The organism is uncultured Nocardioides sp., assembly GCF_947488025.1.
Classification (GTDB): Bacteria; Actinomycetota; Actinomycetes; order Propionibacteriales; family Nocardioidaceae; genus Nocardioides.
In genome coordinates this window covers 280454-300290 of the sequence record NZ_CANKYS010000001.1, presented here as the reverse complement: position 1 = coordinate 300290, position 19837 = coordinate 280454, and the positions used below count along the sequence as shown (strand labels likewise).

Here is a 19837-nt window from a genome sequence, read left to right as displayed (position 1 = left end):
GCCTGCAGCCGGAATGTGGGTCCGCCACCGCTCGGGCGTGTGTCGGCGTACGTCGCGCGGATGGGCGGTGGTCCACCGACATTTCCTGCAGCCGGAATGTGGCTCCGTCACCGCTCGGGGGCGGGTCGGCGTACGACGCGCGGGCGGGCGGTGTGTGAGGCAGGTTCTGCGGCTCGAAAAGGTGCGTGGCCCACCGCAGCGGCGGGCGGCAGTCGATCAGGGGACGATGCCGTGCTCGACGAACGCCTGGAACGGGTCGACCGGATCGCCGCCACCGGGGCGGACCTCGAGGTGGAGGTGGGAGCCGGTGACGTTGCCGGTGGCGCCGACGGTGCCGATGACCTCGCTGCCGTTGACACGATCGCCGACGGAGACGTAGATGGAGGTCTGGTGGCAGTACCAGATCTCGGTGCCGTCATCGAGCGTGATGACGGTCTTGTTGCCGTAGGCCCCGTCGTAGCCGGCCGAGGTGACCGTGCCGTTGGCGACGGCCGAGATCGGGTCGCCGGATTCACCGTTGAAGTCGAGGCCGGTGTGGTAGTTCGCCCAGAGGCCGTACTCACCGTAGGTGGCGGTGAGCTGGTAGTTGGCGAGGGGGAGAACCCACTTGTTCTCCTTGATCTTCGCCGCCTGCTTCTCCGCGGCCTGCCGCATCTGCTCGAGCTTGGCGGCTCGCTCGGCCATCTGCTTCTCGGCCAGCGCGACGAGCTCGGGGTCGGTCTCCTCGTTGCCGGAGTCGCGGATGTGGTTGCGGCTCACGACGACGTTGCGGCGCGTGACGGCCTGGCCGGCAGCGGAGCCGACGGCCTGCGTGGACCCGACGGCCGAGCCGGCCGAGGCGAGGGCGGTGACGCCCGACCCGGACGCGGTGACGGCGCCACCGGCGGAGACCGCCAGCACCGCGACACCGGCGACGAGTGGCAGGGACGGGAGCCGGACCAGCGAGCGTCGCGGCGGCGTGGAGGCACGTCGCTTGCCGCTCACGGGTGCAGCCGTTGCCGAGGTGCGTCGCTGGGGAGCGCGCTCCGCTCGGTGGTTGCCCATGAAGGAATTACCAATCTGCCGGGTCGTCGGGGGGTCGGGTCGGCTAGACCGCGCACGACTGTAACGGAAAGATCACGGGAAAGTGCAACCCTCGACCAAAAGAGTTCGTCTACCCCGTCCGGCGGCCGATAAACGGACGCGACTGCCTGGAGTGCTCAGCCACGGGCTGCCTGGTAGCGCTCGAGGGCCTCCTGGCGCTCGTCGGCGTGGTCGACGATGCGGAGCGGGTAGTCGCGCTCGTAGCCCACGTCGGACTTCCACGGCTCGTGGGCCGCCTTGCCCGGCAGGTGGTCGAGCTCGGGCACCCAACGACGTACGTAGTCGCCCTGCGGGTCGAACTTCAGGCCCTGGGTCACCGGGTTGAAGACCCGGAAGTAGGGCGAGGCGTCGGTCCCGGTGCCGGCCACCCACTGCCAGCCGTGGTTGTTGGAGGCCACGTCACCGTCGATGAGCAGGTCGAGGAAGTGGCGTGCGCCGACCGGCCACCACACGTGGAGGTCCTTGGTGAGGAACGAGGCGGTGATCATCCGCACCCGGTTGTGCATCCACCCGGTGTGCAGGAGCTGGCGCATCCCGGCGTCCACGATCGGATAGCCCGTCGTCCCGGTGCGCCACGCCTCGATGGCGTCCTCGGGGTCGTCGTACCTCATGCCCTTCAGCGCGGGCTTGAGATCCGACCATGCGGAGGACGGGGTGTGCCACAGCACGTCGGCGTAGAAGTCCCGCCACGCCAGCTCGGTGGCGTACGTCGACGTGGGGGCGACCTCGGCGAGCAGCGAGCGCGGGTGGAGCACCCCGAGGTGGAGGTAGGGGGAGAGGCGCGAGGTGCCGTCGTGGTCGGGCCTGTCGCGCTCGTCGGGATAGCTGCTCAGGCCCTCGTCGCGGAAGGACCGCCAGCGCCGCCACGCGGCGTCCTCGCCGGCCGCGGGCAGCTCGAACGGCGCGTCGGCGACGGCCTTCTCCATCAGGTCGAGCGCGCGCTGGTGGGAGTCGGCCGGTCGGAGGTCGGGGGAGCGGGGCGTCGGTGCGGGCTCGGACCAGCCGTGCTCGCGCCACGCGCGGTTGAAGGCGCTGAACACCTGGTAGGGCTCGCCGCTGCCGTTGCGGATCAGCCCCGGCCCCACGGCGTACGGCGACCCGGTGGCGACGAGCTCGACCTGCTCACCGACCGCCTCGTCGCGACGGCGGCCGTAGGGGGTGGTCTCGGCGGCAATGTGCACGCGCCGACCGTCGGCCACCCGCGGTACGACGTCGCGCGGGTCGCCGTGGTGGATGCTCAGCGGGATCCGGTCGGCGAGGGACAGCACGGTGGCGGCCAGCCACGCCCGGCGGGCCGGACCGGCGGTGGCCCAGATGGCCGGGTCGAGGACGAAGAGCGCGGTCACCGACCCCTCCTCGAGCGCGGCGCGCAGGGCCGGGTTGTCGCGCACCCGGAGGTCCCGCCGGAACCACATCACCGCTGAGCTGGCGTCTCGTTCCGAGGAGGGCATGCTCCTCAACCTAGCCCGGGCGTGAGCACCACCACGCTCACCCGACCTCGTGCGACCCCGCTCGGGAGGTCTAGGGTGCCGAGAGGGAATCCCCGCCACTGTTCGCAGACGAAAAGGACTGGTCACCTCGTGGACCTGATGGAATTTCAGGCGAAGGAGCTCTTCGCCAAGCATGGAGTCGCAACGACGCTGGGTGTGGTCGCCGAGACCCCCGAAGCCGCTCGCGCCGCCGCCGAGGAGATGGGCGGCGTGACCGTCGTCAAGGCGCAGGTCAAGGCCGGCGGCCGCGGCAAGGCGGGTGGCGTGAAGATCGCCAAGTCCGCCGACGAGGCCGAGTCCTACGCCCGCGACATCATCGGCATGGAGATCAAGGGCCTGCGTGTCAACCGCGTGCTGGTGACCCCGGCGACGCCGCCGGTCGAGGAGTACTACTTCTCCTTCCTGCTCGACCGCTCCAACCGCTCGCACCTGTGCATCGCCTCGGTCGAGGGCGGCGTGGAGATCGAGGAGGTCGCCAAGACCAACCCCGACGCCGTCAAGAAGATCCGCATCGACGCCCTCGAGGGCGTGACGCCGGAGAAGGCCGCCGCGATCGTGGACGAGGCCAGGTTCCCCGCCGAGCTGCGCGACCAGGCCATCGAGATGGTCCAGGCGCTGTGGAAGGTCTACGTCGAGGAGGACGCCACCCTCGTCGAGGTCAACCCGCTCGCCCGCCTCGAGGGCGACAAGCTCGAGGCGCTCGACGGCAAGGTGTCGCTCGACGCCAACGCCTCCGAGGTGCGCCACCCCGACCACGAGCAGTTCGAGATCCGCGACGAGGAGGACCCGCTCGAGGCGGCCGCCAAGGACAAGGGCCTCAACTACGTCAAGCTCGACGGCCAGGTCGGGATCATCGGCAACGGCGCGGGCCTGGTCATGTCGACCCTCGACGTCGTGGCGTACGCCGGTGAGGACCACGGCGGCGTCAAGCCCGCCAACTTCCTCGACATCGGTGGCGGCGCCAACGCCCAGGTGATGGCCGACGGCCTCCACATCATCCTCGGTGACCCCCAGGTCAAGAGCGTCTTCGTGAACGTCTTCGGCGGCATCACCGCCTGCGACGAGGTCGCCAACGGCATCAAGGGTGCCCTCGAGATCCTCGGCGACGAGGCCGCCAAGCCCCTCGTCGTCCGCCTCGACGGCAACAACGTCGACGAGGGTCGGCGCATCCTCGACGAGCTCAACCACCCGCTGGTCACCCAGGTCGACACGATGGACGGCGCGGCCGACAAGGCCGCCCAGCTCGCCCACCAGGCCTGAGAGAGAGAACTGAACAGATGAGCATCTACCTCAACAAGGACTCCAAGATCATCGTCCAGGGCATGACGGGCGGCATGGGTGCCAAGCACACCACCCTCATGGTCCAGTCGGGCGCCAACATCGTCGGCGGCGTCAACGCCCGCAAGGCGGGTCAGACGGTCGAGCTCGGCGGCAAGGAGCTCCCGGTCTTCGGCACCGTCGAGGAGGCCATGAAGGAGACCGGCGCCGACGTGTCCGTCGCCTTCGTGCCGCCGGCGTTCACCAAGGACGCCTGCATCGAGGCGATCGACGCCGAGATCCCGCTGCTCGTGGTGATCACCGAGGGCGTCCCCGTCCTCGACACCGCCGAGGTCGTGCAGTACCTCGAGGGCAAGTCCACCCGGATGATCGGCCCCAACTGCCCGGGCATCATCACGCCCGACGAGTCGCTGGCCGGCATCACGCCCCACACCATCGCGGGCAAGGGCCCGGTCGGCCTGGTGTCGAAGTCGGGCACGCTGACCTACCAGATGATGTACGAGCTGAAGGACTTCGGCTTCACCACCGCCATCGGCATCGGTGGCGACCCGATCATCGGCACCACCCACATCGACGCGCTCGAGGCCTTCGAGAACGACCCGGAGACCAAGGCGATCGTGATGATCGGCGAGATCGGTGGCGACGCCGAGGAGCGCGCCGCCGCCTACATCAAGGAGCACGTGACCAAGCCCGTCGTCGGCTACGTCGCCGGCTTCACCGCTCCCGAGGGCAAGACCATGGGCCACGCCGGCGCCATCGTGTCGGGCTCGTCGGGCACCGCCCAGGCGAAGAAGGAGGCCCTCGAGGCCGCCGGGGTCAAGGTCGGCAAGACGCCGTCGGAGACCGCTGCGCTAATGCGGGAGATCTTGCAGAAGCTCTGATCAACCGGGTCGCTGGTCAGGACTCCTGGTCAGCAGCCTCTTCCAGACGGCCTCGCAGGTCCACCTGCGGGGCCGTCGTGGATCTCGCGTGCCGGTCGTGGCGCGTGGGCGGGTGCGCCTCCCACAGCAGCCGCCACACCACGTGCGCGCCGAGGAGGCGTACGGGCGCGACGGCGGAGAGCCGCCGCGGCGACGGCAGGGTCGGGCAGGCCGCACTGGCCAGTGTCGAGGGAATGGACATGGTTCTAGCACCCCGTTCTCGTGAACACGCACATCGCTTGGACGATCTGGTTGGTGGTCCCCGTGACCTCGTCGGCCTGCCGGTCCAGCGACGCGAGCGTGCCCTCACCGTATGTCTGGACCATCAGTCGCGCCGCACCGACCCGGGTCACCTGGTAGACCGAGCTGCCCAGCCCGTCGTCGTACGTCAGGCCCATCGTCACCGTGTCGTGGCCGGTGTCGCGCTCGAGGACGGTCCACACCTGGTTGCCCGTGCGCCGGCACTCCTGCGCCGCCCGGCGGACCTCCGCCATCGCGTCGGTCGCGGCCTTCGCGTCGGTGTGCACGACGAGCTCGCGGCCGTCGTAGTACTCCGGGCCGACGACGGAGGAGTAGAGGTGGCGGGTGTCGTCCGCTCCCGGGACGGGCCACACCGCGCGCCCGCACATCTCGACCGGGTCCATCGCCACGTCGCCGGCGGGCGGCGTGACGTCGTAGTCACCGCCGTCCTCGGGCAGGCCGACGTCGAGGGGGAAGTCCACCGGGATCTCGGCCGGCGCCGGCGGCTCCGGGGGTTCGGTGGGCTCCGGCGGCTCGGTGGGCTCGGGCGGCTCGGTCGACGGAGGGGACGACGGAGCAGGTGTGGACGGCGACGGCGAGGTGGGTGCCGGCGAGGGCGACTCGGACGGGGACTCGGACGGGGACTCGGAGGGCGACTCGGAGGGCGACGGCGTGGGTGCCGGCACCTCACCGAACATCGTCAGGGCCGCGACGGTCCTGCGCAGCGGTGCCACGGTCGCGTCGACCGCCTCCCGGGCGCTGCCGCGCGTCCACTGGCCGTAGGTGGAGCTGACGAGCAGCGCCGCGCCGACGGGTACGACGTGGACGACGGTCGCACCGGCGCCCGGTGCGCCGTCGACGCTGTAGGTCTGCAGGAGGGTGGTGGCCGGACCGGGACCGAAGGGCGAGGCGAGCACCTCGGTGAACGTGTCCATGTCGCGACCACGGTCGGGCTCCGCACAGTCCGACGCGAGGCCGGCCAGCCGGTCCGCGAGACGTACGGCGTCCTCCGGGGCGCCCAGGACCAGCAGCTCGCGGGTGTCGGCGGACTCACCGCCGCTGTTGTCGGCGACCATGCGGTCGCGGGTGCCCAGTCCGCGCAGCGGGGAAGTGCCGCACAGCTCGAGGTCACGCAGGCCGGTGCCGGTGCGGGAGGTGCGGACGGTGTCCGCGGCTCCGCCCATGCCCGAGGACAGCGGGAAGTCGTCGGGGATCGTCGTGCCGGGGCTCGACCCGTCGCTCGCGGTCGTCACGGAGTCGCCCAGCCAGTCGCCCGACACCGTTCCGTCCGAGGACCGGTCCCCGCACCCGGCGAGCACGAGGGCGCACCCGAGCGCGGCCGTGACGAGCCGCGCGCGCTGCCTCATGCCGTGTGAGACACCCCGACGGGCGAAAAGGTTGCCGGGAGGACGGGGGAGAAGGGTCGATCAGCGTGAGGGGTCGAGCGGTTCGAGCCGCTGCGCCACCCGCCGCGCGAGGGCGACGAAGTCGGCGCGCGACATCGTCATGTTGCGGTCGGGGGCGAAGCCGAGCTGGGAGACGGCGCCACCGTCGCGCACGACGGCCATGAGGAACGGGAACGACTGGCTGTCGTTGATCTCGAAGGTGAGGGCCCACACGCTCAGGTCGGCGGACCTGGTGGAGCTCGAGGCCAGCTCGGTGACGTTCGTGCCGAGGTTGGCGCGCCCGCACTGGCGGATGCGGTCGCGGACCTGGTCGACGAAGGTGGCGGCCCGGCCCGGCTGCATCGCACCCACGGTCTGGGTGAGGCCGAGCTGGGAGGCGTTGGGCGTCTCGGGGAAGAGGAAGGTGCGGGTCAGGGCCTTGCTGATGCCCTTGCCCTCGAACGTCGTGCGGTCGCAGCGGGTGGCGGCGTAGTTGTTGCGCGCCTTCTCGGGCTCGGTGCCGACCCACGGGCCGCGCACGGCGGCGACGGGCGGCAGGTCGACGACCGACAGCAACCCCGGCGGCGTACCGATCGAGAGCGGGGGAGTGGCACGGGACTTCGCGCGCCCGGCGCACGTGCCGGCGCCCTCGGCACCGCAGACGCCGTTGACGGCGGCGGACAGCCCGGTGAGCACCGCCTTGTCCGACACGGGCCGGCCCTGGCTGCGCACCACCTGGGTGACCACGAGGCTGCCGGTGCGGGCCATGCCGACGGTCAGGGTGGTCGGCTCCTTGCCCCACGAGCGGAGCCGGAAGGTGCGCGCCTCGTCGCCGACGCGCTTGACGGCGCGGGTGTCCATCAGCTGGGTGCGGGGATCGATGCAACCGGCGAACCACAACGACGCCGTCTCGAAGCCCTGCGCCGCGTGGCGGGCGTCGCGGGACACCTCGACCATCTCGACGGCCGTCGACCTCACATCGGTGACCTTGCGCCCGCGGGTGCGCTGTCGGTTGCCCTGGCCCACCTTCTTCTTCACGACGCGTGTCTCGGTGCCCTCCCACGTGCGGGCGAGCGCCGTCACGCCGTCGGGGTCGGCGAACCGCTCGCGCTGGCACGTCGCCAGGAGTCCGTCGCCGTCGAGGTTGTCGGTGGTGGCGGTCTCGGTCCAGTCGAGGCCTGCGCCGAACCGGGCGAGCTGGGCCGGGGCGAGCAGCGAGTCGGCGCTGACCATCTCCTCCGCTGCGTCGTCGACGACCGGCTGGCGCACGGTGACACTCGGGGTGGCCTTCTCCTCGGTCAGGCTGGTGGGCTCGGCACCCGCGCCGGTGGCGACGAGCGAGCCGGAGGCGAGGAGCGCAACGGTGGCGAGGCCGGCGCCGATGACCGTGTGCGTACGACGTCGCGCCGCCCCGGCCCGGCGGATGACGGTGGCGCGCGGCCAGCGGATGTCCTCGAGGGGCCCGGCGAGGGCGTGGAGCAACCGCGGGATGTCGGTCGTCGGGGCGTCGCGGTGCAGCGAGAACTGCGCGCTGGCCGTCTGCAGCTCCCGCTCGGCGTCGGCCCGCGGCAGCCCGACCGTGCGGGCCACCTCGCCCAGGGAGAGCGCCGAGATGCCGTTGAGCACGAGCAGCTCGCGCTGACGGGTGGTGAGCTTGGACAGCGCATCGAGCGTGCTGCGCACCTCGGGGTCGAGAGACTTGTCACGGTGCCAGATCCGGGCGGTGTGCCGCCGCCGGGCGCGGCCGTGGGCGAGGGGACGTACGTAGCCGTCGCGGTCCTCGAGCTGCTCGACCTTGCGCCAGCGGTGCCACGCGACCACGAAGGCGTCTCGCACGGCGGCGCGGGAGGCCGGCGCGTCGCCGGTGAGGGCGTACGCCTCGTGCAGGAGGCGGGTGCGGGTCTCGACGTAGTAGGCGTCGAAGGTCTCGGGGCTCCTCATGACCGCTCCACGGTACGGGAGTGGCGGGAGCCGCGCACATCCTTCCCCCCGTCCGCTCCCTCCCCGATCCTTCCCCGGCCCGTGGTCCGGAGCGGGCGGCGTGGCAGCGCGATCTGCCGGTGGGAGCGGGTGATGATGGGGCAGCCATGACGTCGCTCCTCACCCGACCAGACCGGTCCCGACACGAGAGTGGGCGGACCGACGCTGCCCGACCGCGGCCGCTGGTGCTGATCGCCACCCTCGGTGGGGCGCTCGCCGCGCTGGGGCCGCTCGTGGTGCTGCTCGCGATCGGCGTCATCGGCTGGTTCGCCACCGACGCCGGGGTGCACGGCGCACCCCGCGACGGCATGCGCGTGGGCGCCCTTGCCTGGCTGGCCGGCCACGGGTCCGGTGTCACCGTCATGGGCGCACGCATCACGATCGTCCCGCTCGGCATCACGGCGATCGCGGCGTGGTCGATGTGGCGGCTCGGCCACCGCGTCGGCGACTCGGTGTCCGGCCACGGCCCCGACGCCGACCGGATCTCGGACGGCGAGCGCGACTTCACCGTCCCGACCGCCATCGCCCTCTTCTTCGCGGCCTACGCCGTCGTGGCCGTGGTGGTCGCGACCCTCGCCGCCGGCACCACGGCCGACCCGTCCCTTCCGCGGGTGCTCGGCTGGACGCTGCTGCTGACGGCGTTCGTCGCCGCCCCCGCCATCGCGATCGGGTCGGGGCGCGCCGCGATCTGGGCGGCCTTCCTCCCCGCGTCGGTGCGGGCAGGCGCCGCGGTCGCGGGCGCGGTGCTCGCGCGCCTGCTGGCCGTCTCCGCGATCGTCTTCCTCGTCTCCTTCGTCGTCTCCTTCGGTGAGGCCGCGACCATGACCGCGCGGCTGCACCCCAGCCCGTCGGAGGCCGGCCTCTACGCCCTCGTCAACGCTGCCTTCGCACCCAATGCCGCCCTGTTCGCCGGCTCGTGGCTGCTGGGCCCGGGCTTCGCGGTGGGCGGCGCCACCCTCGTCTCACCCGGGGCGGTCGTCCTCGGACCGCTCCCCGTCGTCCCCCTGCTCGCCGCGCTCCCGGCGGTCGGCACCCCTCCTGGCTGGGTGGGCGCGCTGATGGCACTCCCGCCGCTGGTCGCCGCCTTCTCCGCCCACCGCGCGCTGCGCGGCCGCCTCCTGACCTGGGACCGCATCGCCCTCGCCGGGTGCGGTGGCGGGCTGGCGGCCGGGGTCGGGTTCGCGGTGCTCGCCTCGCTGTCCGGCGGCGCCGCCGGACCCGGTCGGATGCGCTTCGTGGGGCCCTTCACCCGTGACGTGCTGGTCCACGCCGTCACCGCGTGCGGCGTCGGCGCGCTCCTCGGCGCCTCGGTGCTGGCATGGTTCGCCTGGCGTGCCGCCCGGACCGCCTCGTCCGCCACCGTCCCGTCCGACAGTGCGGTGCCCGACACCGAACCGGACGCTGCACCGGGCACCGACTCGCTCACCGACTCACCGACCGAGGACTGACCCTGGGGCTGGACACAGCCACGGCGACCGCCCCTCGCTCGGGCCGACGCCGCGGCACGACGGCGACCTGGAGATCAGCGCGCCGGGTGTCGAGGTGGAGCGAGGCACCGCGGAGGTGCAGTCGATCGGACCGTGCCGCCAGGCGGTCGAGGGGTGCCCGCTCGCGCAGGTCGGGCTGCTCAGCGGTCCCGGCGCGCCCGGCGCGGCGGAGGCGCGCGTAGCCGCAGCCCTAGACTTCCGGGCGTGCACCAGCCCACCCGCCTCGTCGTCCTCGTCTCGGGATCCGGCACCAACCTGCAGGCATTGCTCGACGCCTGCGCCGATCCGGCGTACGGCGCCCGGGTCGTCGCCGTCGGCGCCGACCGCGAGGACATCGAGGGCCTCGCCCGCGCTGAGCGCGCGGGGGTCCCGACCTTCGTGCGCAAGGTGTCGGACTTCGAGACCCGCGAGGGCTGGGACGCCTCGCTCACCACCGTGGTCGAGCGCTTCGAGCCCGACCTGGTCGTCTCGGCCGGCTTCATGAAGCTGCTCTCCACCGAGTTCCTCGACCGGTTCCTCACCCTCAACACCCACCCGGCCCTGTGCCCGGCGTTCCCCGGCATGCACGGGCCGCGCGATGCCCTCGAGCACGGCGTCAAGGTGACCGGCGCGACGCTCTTCGTGGTCGACGCGGGCGTCGACACCGGCCCGATCATCGCCCAGGTGCCGGTCGCGGTGGAGGACGACGACGACGTCGCGTCGCTGCACGAGCGCATCAAGACCGCCGAGCGGGCGATGCTCGTGGACACCGTCGGCCGGATCGCCCGCGAGGGCATCGCGGTCGATGGCCGCCGGGTTCGCATCGGCGACGCGGCTCGGTAGGCATGCCCCTCGGGCACGGGCCGTAGCGAGCGACGTCACGGGCGTGCGAGGGCAAGGCGGAGGAGGGAGACATGACGGAGTCATGGCGACTGACGACAACGAAGCCGTCGTGCGCTCGTGGGGACGCGCAGTAGGTCCGGGACCGAGGGTCATGCCTTAGTCTGCAGCCACACGACTGGCGCAGGTGGGTCACCACCAGGGAGTGACGCCGGGGACCATCGAACGCCTGGGTGCCCCCGATCTCGTTACCGATCTCGCCCGAGTCCGAGGAGTCCCGTGTCCCCCTCTGCCGACCTTCGTGTCCCGATCCGCCGTGCCCTGGTGTCCGTCTACGACAAGGCCGGTCTCGACGACCTGGTCCGCGGCCTCCACGAGGCCGGTGTCGAGCTCGTCTCCACCGGCGGCTCGGCCGCGCTGATCCAGTCGCTCGGCCTGCCCGTCACCAAGGTGGAGGACCTCACCGGCTTCCCCGAGTGCCTCGACGGCCGGGTCAAGACCCTGCACCCGCGCGTGCACGCCGGGATCCTCGCCGACCGCCGCCTCGACTCCCACGTCGCGCAGCTCGAGGAGCTGGGGGTGGAGCCGTTCGACCTCGTCGTGAGCAACCTCTACCCCTTCACCCAGACCGTCGCGTCGGGCGCCGGCCCCGACGAGTGCGTCGAGCAGATCGACATCGGCGGTCCGTCGATGGTGCGCGCCGCGGCCAAGAACCACCCCAGCGTCGCCATCGTCACCTCGCCCGCGACGTACGACGCCGTGCTGGCCGCCGTTGCTACCGGGGGGTTCACGCTGGCCGAGCGCCAGCGCCTCGCCGCCGAGGCGTTCGTGCACACCGCGACCTACGACGTCCACGTGGCGTCGTGGATGGGCAACGTGCTCACGGACACGAGCGAGGGCTCCGGCTTCCCGGCCTGGATGGGCGCGACGTGGAACAAGGAGGCGGTGCTGCGCTACGGCGAGAACCCGCACCAGTCCGCCGCGCTCTACAGCAACGGCTTCCTGCCCGGCGGCCCCGGCCTGGCGCAGGCCACGCAGCACCACGGCAAGGAGATGTCCTACAACAACTACGTCGACGCCGACGCGGCCCGGCGGGCGGCGTACGACTTCGACGAGCCGGCCGTGGCGATCATCAAGCACGCCAACCCGTGCGGCATCGCCGTCGCCGGCGACGTCGCCACTGCTCACCGCAAGGCCCACGAGTGCGACCCGGTCAGCGCCTTCGGCGGGGTGATCGCCACCAACGTGCCGGTCTCCGTCGCGATGGCCGAGCAGGTCGCGGAGATCTTCACCGAGGTCGTGGTGGCGCCGGGCTACGAGGACGGCGCCGTCGAGGTGCTGCAGGCCAAGAAGAACATCCGCATCCTCGAGTGCCCGCCGCTCACCCGCGGCGGCGGCGAGATGCGGGCCATCTCCGGCGGCCTGCTGCTGCAGGACCGCGACGTGCTCTCCGCCCGGTCGGACGACGGCGGCGACGACCCGTCGACCTGGACCCTCGCCACCGGGGAGGCCGCCTCCGACGAGGTGCTGGCCGACCTCGCGTTCGCCTGGCGTGCCTGCCGGGCGGTGAAGTCCAACGCGATCCTGCTCGCGTCCGGCGGCGCCTCGGTGGGCGTCGGGATGGGGCAGGTCAACCGCGTCGACTCGTGCCGCCTCGCCGTCGAGCGGGCGGGCGAGCGGGCGTCGTCGGCGGTCGCCGCCTCCGACGCCTTCTTCCCCTTCGCAGACGGCCCGCAGATCCTCATCGACGCCGGGGTCAAGGCCATCGTCCAGCCCGGTGGCTCGGTCCGTGACGCCGAGGTCGTCGCGGCCTGCGAGGCGGCCGGCGTGACGATGTACCTGACCGGCGCGCGCCACTTTTTTCACTAGGAGGAGCGAAGCGACTCCGCGGAGTGAAAAGGTCGAGCGCGACGGCGTGTGAGGTCGCGACGGCGTGTATCGAGACCCTGATGTCGCGACCAGCCACCCCAGCCCATCCCACCCCACCTCCCTAGGATGTCCCGCGTGACCGCACAGACCCTGGACGGCGCAGCGACGCTGCGGACCATCAAGGCCGAGCTGGCGGAGCGCGTCGCCGCGCTGCGCGAGCGGGGCGTCGTGCCCGGCCTCGGGACGGTGCTGGTCGGCGACGACCCCGGGTCGCACTGGTACGTCGGCGCCAAGCACAAGGACTGCGCGGAGATCGGCATCACCTCGATCCGCCGTGACCTGCCCGCCACGGCCACCCAGGCCGAGGTCGAGGCGGTCATCGACGAGCTCAACGCCGACGACGCCTGCACCGGGTTCATCGTCCAGCAGCCCACCGGGCTCGACGAGTTCGCCCTGCTCTCGCGGGTCGACCCCGACAAGGACGTCGACGGCCTCCACCCCGTCAACCTCGGCAAGCTGGTGCTGGGCGAGGCCGGCCCGCTGCCCTGCACCCCGGTCGGCGCCATCGAGCTGCTGCGCCGCCACGGCGTCGAGATCGCCGGTGCGGAGGTCGTGGTCGTCGGCCGCGGGATCACCGTCGGGCGCCCGCTCGGGCTGCTGCTGACGCGCCGGTCGGAGAACGCCACCGTCACGCTGTGCCACACCGGCACGCGCGACCTCGCCGCACACGTCCGCACCGCCGACATCGTCGTCGCGGCCGCCGGCGTGCCCGGCATCATCACCGCCGACATGGTCAAGCCGGGCGCCGCGGTGCTCGACGTGGGCGTCTCGCGCGTGGACGGCAAGGTCACCGGCGACGTGCACCCCGACGTGTGGGACGTGGCGGGCTGGGTCTCGCCCAACCCGAAGGGTGTCGGACCGATGACGCGCGCGATGCTGCTGACCAACATCGTGGAGATCGCCGAGAAGTCCGTCCGGTCCTGACATGGCCGACCCCGAGAACCCCGAGCGCCCCGAACGGGCCGACCCGCACGTCGAGCCCCCCGAGTCGGTCGCACCGGTCTCGGCGGAGCCACCGCCGGAGGACCCCGACGAACCGCGTCGCTACCCCTCGACGATCGGGGGCGCGTTCTACCTGCTCGTCCTCGGCGTGGTCGGGGCGTCCCTGGTCGTCGTGGCGCTCGACGAGTGGCGCACCGGCATCCGGCTGATGGGTGGGGCGCTGATCTTCGCCACCGCCGTCCGGCTGGTGCTGCGCCGCCGCGACGCCGGCATGCTCGCCGTACGCCACAAGGTGCTCGACGCGGCCGTGCTCATCGTGCTCGGCGGGCTGCTGATCTTCCTCGCCGGATCCATCCCGGACCAGCCCGGGGGCTTCTAGGCGAAACCAGGAAGACGGCCGGGCACCCCCGCGAAGGAGTGCCCGGCCGTCGTCTTGGATCAGATCAGGCCGAGCTCCGTGACGGCCTTGCGCTCGTCGGCGAGCTCGGCGGTCGAGGCGTCGATCCGGGCGCGCGAGAAGTCGTCGATCTCGAGGCCCTCGACGATCGACCAGTCGCCGCCGGAGGTGGTGACCGGGAAGGAGGAGATCAGGCCCTCGGGGACGTCGTACTCGCCCGTGGACACGACCGCCATCGACACCCAGTCGTCCTGCGCCGAGCCGAAGAGCCAGTCGCGGGCGGCGTCGATCGTGGCCGACGCGGCCGAGGCGGCCGAGGAGGAGCCACGCGCGTCGATGATCGCGGCGCCGCGCTTGGCGACGGTCGGGATGAAGTCGTTCTCGAGCCAGGCCTGGTCGCCGACGGCCTCGGCGGCGTTCTTGCCGTTGACCTCGGCATGGAAGAGGTCGGGGTACTGGGTCGCCGAGTGGTTGCCCCAGATCGTCATCTTCTTGATGTCGGTGACCTTCGCGCCGGTCTTCGCCGCGAGCTGGCTGATCGCGCGGTTGTGGTCGAGGCGGGTCAGGGCCGAGAAGCGCTCGCGGGGGATGTCGGGCGCGTTGGTCATCGCGATGAGGGCGTTGGTGTTGGCCGGGTTGCCGGTGACACCGATGCGTACGTCGTCGGCGGCGACGGCGTTGAGGGCCTTGCCCTGCGCGGTGAAGATCGCGCCGTTGGCCGAGAGCAGGTCGCCACGCTCCATGCCGGGGCCGCGCGGGCGCGCGCCGACGAGGAGGGCGAGGTTGACGCCGTCGAAGATCTTCTCGGCGTCCGAGCCGATCTGCACGCCGGCGAGGTTCGGGAACGCGCAGTCGTCGAGCTCCATGACGACGCCCTCGAGCGCCTTGAGGGCGGGCTCGATCTCGAGCAGCCGCAGCTCGATCGGGCGGTCCGCGGCCAGTGCACCGCTGGCGAGGCGGAAGAGCAGGCTGTAGCCGATCTGGCCGGCGGCGCCGGTGACGGCCACCTTGAGAGGTTCGGAGGTCACGGTTCGTACTCCTCGTGAGGGTGTCTCGGATCTGTTCCGGGTTGTCCCGCTGACGCTAGCAGCGCGGTGCGGCTGGCATGCTGGCGCCCATGTCTGGAGCCGTACGCCGCCCGCTGGCGGTCGCAGCGCTCGCGACGGGCCTCCTGCTGGGGACCTCCGGGTGCGCGGGCATCGGCCAGCCCGAGCCCTACGAATCACTGGGCATCAACGGCCTCGTCATCCCCACGCCGACCCCCGCGCCCGCGGACTTCGTGGACGACGTCGACAATCCGTGGCTGCCGCTCGAGCCGGGCACGCGCATGACCTACGACCTCACCGAGGACGGACGCACGACGGGCCGGATGGTGGTGGACGTGCTCGACGGCACGGTCCCGGTCGCGGGTCTCGCCGCGACGGCGGTGGAGACCACGACCGACCCCGGCGACGGCACGACCACCGTCGAGACGCACCTCTACGCCCAGGACGAGGCCGGCAACGTGTGGCTGGTCGGCGCCGACTCCGCCGCGTCGTCCTGGCGCGCCGCCGAGGACGGCGCGGAGGCCGGTCTCGCGATGCCCGCCGACCCGCGGCTCGGCGACGGCTGGCTGTCGTACGACGTCCCCGGCCTGCCGCGCGCCAGCGCCACCATCGAGGACCAGTCCAGCGAGATGGTGCAGCTGCTCGACGAGGCCGGCACCACGACCCGCACGGTGTACGAGAAGGGTGTCGGCCTCGTCGGGCTCGAGGACCTCGACGCCGGCTGGACGGCCGAGCTGGTCGAGGGCTAGTCGGTCGGCGCTGGCCAGCGCCGGCCGGGGTCAGTCGGGGCGGCGCACCTGGGTGCGGCCGTCGTCGTCACCCTCGGGGTTGCCCCAGTGCCCGGGAGCGCTCTGCCCGGGCTGCTGCGGCTGCTGCTGGGGCTGCTGGCCGGGCTGCTGGGGTGCGCCCCACTGGCCGGGCTGGGGCTGACCGGGCTGGGCCGGCTGCTGCGGCGCGGGCTGCCCCCACTGGCCGGGCTGGCCCGGCTGCTGCTGCGGGGGAGCGGCCTGCGGTGCGCCGTAGGCCGGGTCGGGCTGCTGCTGGCCGGGCTGGCCCCACTGCTGCTGCGGGGGAGCGCCCCACGCGGCACCGGGCTGGCCCCAGCTGCCCGGCTGGCCCTGGTTCCACTGGGCCTCGTAGTTGCCCGGGACGTACTGGTCCTTCTTGCCGCCGCCGAAGTTGAGGCCCGAGCCGGCGACCGGCTCGGAGCCCTGGCCGAAGAGGACGGGGTAGGTGAGGCCGGCGATCGCCGCGCCGAGCAGCGGTGCGAGCACGAAGAGCCAGAGCTGGATGATCGCGTCGGTGCCGGCGAAGACGCCGACGCCGATCGAGCGGGCCGGGTTGACCGACGTACCGGTCAGGGGGATGGCGAGGAAGTGGAGCATGCTGAGCGTGAGGCCGATCGCGAGCGGGCCGAGGGCGACGTTGACGTCGTTGCGCGCGTCGGTGACGGCGAGGATGACCCACAGGAACACCGCGGTCATCACCACCTCGAGCAGCAGGGCGGCCCACCAGGCGAAGCCGGAGCCCTGGTCGCCGAAGAAGTTCTGGCCCATGTTGCCCTCGGCGACGAAGCCGTCGAAGCCGTGACCGAGGCCGAAGAGCACGGCTCCGGCGACGAGGGCGCCGAGCAGCTGGGCGGCCATGTAGAGGCCGACCTGGCTCCACGGCAACCGGCCGCCCAGGACGGCGCCCAGCGTGACGGCCGGGTTGAAGTGACCGCCCGAGACGCGCCCGACGGCGTAGGCCATCACCACGACGGTGAGGCCGAAGGTCAGACCCGTGGCGACGAGGTCGCCCCCGCTGTAGACGGCGGCGCCGCAGCCGAAGAAGACGAGCACGAAGGTGCCCAGTGCCTCGGCGGTGAACTTCTGTCCGGTGGTCGGTGTGTCTTCGACGGTGTCGCTCATCGCGCGTCCCTCCAGGGTCGGGTGGCCATACCCCTCGTAGGCCGTGCTGAGCCTAGCGGCGTGGAAGGAGGGGTGCGAGGGTAGGCGAGTCGCCACCGCTTCCCGGCGTCAGGTATCTTGACGTCAAGAGTTATGCCCGGACCAGATCACGAGCTGCAGGAGCTGTCGTACCCATGGCCAAGATCATCTACACCCACACCGACGAGGCGCCGCTGCTCGCGACGTACTCGTTCCTCCCGATCATCGCCGCCTACGCGAAGACCGCCGGTGTGGACGTCGAGACCCGTGACATCTCGCTTGCCGGTCGCGTGATCGCGCAGTTCCCCGACCGGCTCACCGACGAGCAGCGCCTCGACGACGCGCTCGCCGAGCTCGGCGAGCTCGCGACGAAGCCCGAGGCCAACATCATCAAGCTGCCCAACATCTCCGCCTCGATCCCGCAGCTCAAGGCCACCATCGCCGAGCTGCAGTCGCAGGGCTACGACCTCCCGGACTACCCCGAGAACCCGCAGACCGACGAGGAGCGCGAGACCCGCGCCCGCTACGACAAGGTGAAGGGCTCGGCGGTCAACCCCGTCCTGCGCGAGGGCAACTCCGACCGCCGCGCGCCCGCCTCGGTCAAGAACTACGCCAAGGCCCACCCCCACTCGATGGGCGCGTGGAGCAGCGACTCCCGGACGTCGGTCGCCACGATGGGGCACGACGACTTCCGCAGCAACGAGCAGTCCGTGGTCATCCCCGCCGACGACACGCTCGCGATCGTGCACGTGGGCGCCGACGGCCAGGAGACGGTCCTCAAGGAGGGCCTGAAGGTCCTCGAGGGCGAGGTCGTCGACGCGACCTTCATGAGCGCGGCCCACCTCGACGAGTTCCTCGAGCAGCAGGTGGCGAGGGCGAAGGCCGACGGCGTGCTGTTCTCCGCCCACCTCAAGGCCACGATGATGAAGGTCTCCGACCCGATCATCTTCGGCCACGTCGTGCGCGCCTACTTCGCCGACGTCTTCGCCCAGTACGGCGAGCAGCTGGCCGCCGCGGGCCTCTCGGCCAACGACGGCCTCGGCGCCATCCTGTCCGGCCTCGACAAGGTCGACGGCGGCGCGGAGATCAAGGCCGCCTTCGAGAAGGGCCTGGCCGAGGGCCCGTCGCTCGCGATGGTCGACTCCGACCGCGGCATCACCAACCTGCACGTGCCTTCCGACGTCATCATCGACGCCTCGATGCCCGCGATGATCCGCACGTCCGGCCAGATGTGGAACTCCGACGGGGAGCAGCAGGACACCCTCGCCGTCATCCCGGACTCCTCCTACGCCGGCGTCTACCAGGCCGCCATCGACGACTGCCGCACCCACGGCGCCCTCGACCCCTCGACGATGGGCTCGGTGCCCAACGTCGGCCTGATGGCCAAGGCGGCCGAGGAGTACGGCTCGCACGACAAGACCTTCGAGATCCCCTCAGCGGGCAAGGTCGAGGTCCGCAACGGGTCCGGCGAGGTGCTGATGTCGCACGACGTCGAGGCCGGCGACATCTGGCGCGCCTGCCAGACCAAGGACGCCTCCATCCGCGACTGGGTCAAGCTCGCCGTCACCCGCGCCCGGGCCAGCGAGACGCCGGCCATCTTCTGGCTCGACGAGACGCGCGCCCACGACGCCAACCTCATCGCGCTCGTGAAGACCTACCTGGCGGACCACGACACCGACGGGCTCGACATCCAGGTGATGGCGCCGGCCGAGGCGACGACGTACTCCCTGGAGCGGATCCGACGCGGCGAGGACACCATCTCGGTGACCGGCAACGTGCTGCGCGACTACAACACCGACCTCTTCCCGATCCTCGAGCTCGGCACCAGCGCCAAGATGCTCTCGATCGTCCCGCTGATGAACGGCGGCGGCCTCTTCGAGACCGGCGCCGGCGGCTCGGCGCCGAAGCACGTGCAGCAGCTCGTCAAGGAGGACTACCTGCGCTGGGACAGCCTGGGTGAGTTCTTCGCCCTGGCCGCCTCGCTCGAGCACCTCGCCGGCTACGACGACAACGCCCGCGCCCGCATCCTCGGCGACACGCTCGACAAGGCGACCGAGACCTTCCTCAACGAGGACCGCTCGCCGGGCCGCAAGCTCGGCACGATCGACAACCGCGGCTCGCACTTCTACCTCGCGCTCTACTGGGCCGAGGAGCTGGCGAAGCAGACGGAGGACGCCGACCTCGCCGCCGCGTTCGCCGAGCTCGCCTCGACGCTGCGCGCCGACGAGCAGACGATCGTCGACGAGCTGCTCGCCGTGCAGGGCAAGCCGGCCGACATCGGCGGCTACTTCCGCCCCGACGCGGAGAAGGCTGCAGCGGTGATGCGTCCGTCCGCGACGTTCAACGAGGCCATCGCCTCGCTGGGCTGAGCACGCACACCACCACGACATGACCACGGGGGAGCAGGGGCCGCCGCGCGCGCCCCTGCTCTCCTCGGATCGAGAACGTCTCCTGCTGGGCGATCACCATCGTCAAGGTCCGCACCGCGCGCGGCCCCGCCACGCCCGGTGCGGGACGGATGACCCTCAACGGCAAGCCCGTCGACGCCTCCGACGCCGGGGCACTGTCGTTCTTCTTCGCCCTCCACTACGGCATCTTCACGCTCGTCCACGGCGTGTTCGCCTTCGTCATGGCCTTCCTGGCGGGCGGCGACCTGCACCCGGGCATGTGGCTGCTGGCCGGGCTGACCCTCGCGCTGAGCCACGTCGGCTCGCTGTGGATCAACTGGTACGACGGCGGGGAGCGGTGGCGGGTCTCCGCCACCACGGCCATGTGGCAGCCCTACCCGCGCATGCTCGTGCTGCACGTCGCGATCATCCTGGGCTTCGGCCTCGTCCTCCGCTGGGTCGGCTCGGCGTGATCCCGGCCACCTCCCGCGCCGACGCGCCGGTGCCGGGGAACAAAACCGGCTGC

Annotated in this window: 17 protein-coding genes; 10 read left to right on the top strand and 7 right to left on the bottom strand. The window is 72.0% G+C overall.

Features of this window, described 5'->3' with window-relative positions:
• Positions 1–216 precede the first annotated feature (216 nt).
• The gene (locus Q1B24_RS01365) at positions 217–984 is read right to left on the bottom strand and encodes a peptidoglycan DD-metalloendopeptidase family protein (RefSeq protein WP_299922400.1); all 768 of its coding nucleotides are present in this window, start codon (positions 982–984) and stop codon (positions 217–219) included.
• 215 nt (positions 985–1199) lie between these two features.
• A complete protein-coding gene (locus tag Q1B24_RS01360) occupies positions 1200–2534 on the bottom strand; it encodes a deoxyribodipyrimidine photo-lyase (protein WP_299922398.1) in 1335 nt (444 codons plus the stop codon).
• Between the two features lie 129 nt (positions 2535–2663).
• On the opposite strand from Q1B24_RS01360, the gene sucC reads away from it, so the two are divergent.
• Positions 2664–3833 (top strand): ADP-forming succinate--CoA ligase subunit beta, encoded by a 1170-nt coding sequence (sucC, locus tag Q1B24_RS01355; RefSeq protein WP_299922396.1) that lies wholly within the window; start codon positions 2664–2666, stop codon positions 3831–3833.
• 17 nt (positions 3834–3850) lie between these two features.
• The gene (sucD, locus tag Q1B24_RS01350) at positions 3851–4732 is read left to right on the top strand and encodes a succinate--CoA ligase subunit alpha (RefSeq protein ID WP_299922394.1); all 882 of its coding nucleotides are present in this window, start codon (positions 3851–3853) and stop codon (positions 4730–4732) included.
• A gap of 16 nt (positions 4733–4748) precedes the next feature.
• On the opposite strand, the gene Q1B24_RS01345 is transcribed toward sucD, so the two are convergent.
• The 3 genes from Q1B24_RS01345 to Q1B24_RS01335 are packed head-to-tail and all read right to left on the bottom strand — an operon-like array spanning position 4749 to position 8337.
• Positions 4749–4973 carry a hypothetical protein gene (locus tag Q1B24_RS01345; RefSeq protein WP_299922392.1) on the bottom strand — a complete coding sequence of 75 codons (225 nt, stop codon included), beginning with the start codon at positions 4971–4973 and terminating at the stop codon, positions 4749–4751.
• 4 nt (positions 4974–4977) lie between these two features.
• Positions 4978–6378 (bottom strand): hypothetical protein, encoded by a 1401-nt coding sequence (locus Q1B24_RS01340; protein ID WP_299922390.1) that lies wholly within the window; start codon positions 6376–6378, stop codon positions 4978–4980.
• A gap of 60 nt (positions 6379–6438) precedes the next feature.
• The gene (locus Q1B24_RS01335) at positions 6439–8337 is read right to left on the bottom strand and encodes a hypothetical protein (RefSeq protein WP_299922388.1); all 1899 of its coding nucleotides are present in this window, start codon (positions 8335–8337) and stop codon (positions 6439–6441) included.
• 224 nt (positions 8338–8561) lie between these two features.
• On the opposite strand from Q1B24_RS01335, the gene Q1B24_RS01330 reads away from it, so the two are divergent.
• From Q1B24_RS01330 to Q1B24_RS01310, 5 genes are all read left to right on the top strand, one after another.
• Positions 8562–9824 (top strand): DUF6350 family protein, encoded by a 1263-nt coding sequence (locus tag Q1B24_RS01330; protein WP_299922386.1) that lies wholly within the window; start codon positions 8562–8564, stop codon positions 9822–9824.
• Between the two features lie 243 nt (positions 9825–10067).
• Entirely contained in the window at positions 10068–10685 is a 618-nt protein-coding gene (gene purN / locus Q1B24_RS01325) for a phosphoribosylglycinamide formyltransferase (RefSeq protein WP_299922384.1), read from the top strand.
• 276 nt (positions 10686–10961) lie between these two features.
• Positions 10962–12551 carry a bifunctional phosphoribosylaminoimidazolecarboxamide formyltransferase/IMP cyclohydrolase gene (purH, locus tag Q1B24_RS01320; RefSeq protein WP_299922383.1) on the top strand — a complete coding sequence of 530 codons (1590 nt, stop codon included), beginning with the start codon at positions 10962–10964 and terminating at the stop codon, positions 12549–12551.
• A 135-nt stretch (positions 12552–12686) separates the two neighbouring features.
• Positions 12687–13535: a bifunctional methylenetetrahydrofolate dehydrogenase/methenyltetrahydrofolate cyclohydrolase gene (locus tag Q1B24_RS01315; RefSeq protein ID WP_299922381.1), complete on the top strand. Its 849-nt coding sequence runs from the start codon at positions 12687–12689 to the stop codon at positions 13533–13535.
• Position 13536: 1 nt separating this feature from the next.
• The gene (locus Q1B24_RS01310) at positions 13537–13932 is read left to right on the top strand and encodes a DUF3017 domain-containing protein (protein ID WP_299922379.1); all 396 of its coding nucleotides are present in this window, start codon (positions 13537–13539) and stop codon (positions 13930–13932) included.
• A gap of 59 nt (positions 13933–13991) precedes the next feature.
• Here Q1B24_RS01310 and Q1B24_RS01305 read toward each other — a convergent pair whose 3' ends face one another.
• Positions 13992–14978 (bottom strand): malate dehydrogenase, encoded by a 987-nt coding sequence (locus tag Q1B24_RS01305; RefSeq protein ID WP_299922377.1) that lies wholly within the window; start codon positions 14976–14978, stop codon positions 13992–13994.
• Between the two features lie 89 nt (positions 14979–15067).
• Here Q1B24_RS01305 and Q1B24_RS01300 point away from each other — a divergent pair, with 89 nt between their 5' ends.
• Positions 15068–15745 (top strand): hypothetical protein, encoded by a 678-nt coding sequence (locus tag Q1B24_RS01300; RefSeq protein WP_299922375.1) that lies wholly within the window; start codon positions 15068–15070, stop codon positions 15743–15745.
• Positions 15746–15775: 30 nt separating this feature from the next.
• On the opposite strand, the gene Q1B24_RS01295 is transcribed toward Q1B24_RS01300, so the two are convergent.
• Complete coding sequence (locus tag Q1B24_RS01295; RefSeq protein WP_299922373.1) at positions 15776–16906, bottom strand: aquaporin; 1131 nt, start codon at positions 16904–16906, stop codon at positions 15776–15778.
• 173 nt (positions 16907–17079) lie between these two features.
• Between Q1B24_RS01295 and Q1B24_RS01290 the strand changes: the two genes are divergently transcribed.
• Positions 17080–19293, top strand: a complete 2214-nt coding sequence (locus Q1B24_RS01290) for an NADP-dependent isocitrate dehydrogenase (RefSeq protein ID WP_299922371.1) — start codon at positions 17080–17082, stop codon at positions 19291–19293.
• Positions 19294–19361: 68 nt separating this feature from the next.
• Complete coding sequence (locus Q1B24_RS01285; protein ID WP_299923193.1) at positions 19362–19784, top strand: DUF6498-containing protein; 423 nt, start codon at positions 19362–19364, stop codon at positions 19782–19784.
• Positions 19785–19837 lie beyond the last annotated feature (53 nt).

Bases quoted from the DNA above. Each gene is read 5' to 3' on its own strand.
- Q1B24_RS01335 (WP_299922388.1), bottom strand. From the start codon at position 8,337: ATGAGGAGCCCCGAGACCTTCGACGCCTACTACGTCGAGACCCGCACC.
- Q1B24_RS01310 (WP_299922379.1), top strand. From the start codon at position 13,537: ATGGCCGACCCCGAGAACCCCGAGCGCCCCGAACGGGCCGACCCGCAC.
- Q1B24_RS01345 (WP_299922392.1), bottom strand. From the start codon at position 4,973: ATGTCCATTCCCTCGACACTGGCCAGTGCGGCCTGCCCGACCCTGCCG.
- Q1B24_RS01360 (WP_299922398.1), bottom strand. From the start codon at position 2,534: ATGCCCTCCTCGGAACGAGACGCCAGCTCAGCGGTGATGTGGTTCCGG.
- Q1B24_RS01290 (WP_299922371.1), top strand. From the start codon at position 17,080: ATGGCCAAGATCATCTACACCCACACCGACGAGGCGCCGCTGCTCGCG.
- Q1B24_RS01295 (WP_299922373.1), bottom strand. From the start codon at position 16,906: ATGAGCGACACCGTCGAAGACACACCGACCACCGGACAGAAGTTCACC.
- Q1B24_RS01340 (WP_299922390.1), bottom strand. From the start codon at position 6,378: ATGAGGCAGCGCGCGCGGCTCGTCACGGCCGCGCTCGGGTGCGCCCTC.
- Q1B24_RS01300 (WP_299922375.1), top strand. From the start codon at position 15,068: ATGTCTGGAGCCGTACGCCGCCCGCTGGCGGTCGCAGCGCTCGCGACG.
- sucD (WP_299922394.1), top strand. From the start codon at position 3,851: ATGAGCATCTACCTCAACAAGGACTCCAAGATCATCGTCCAGGGCATG.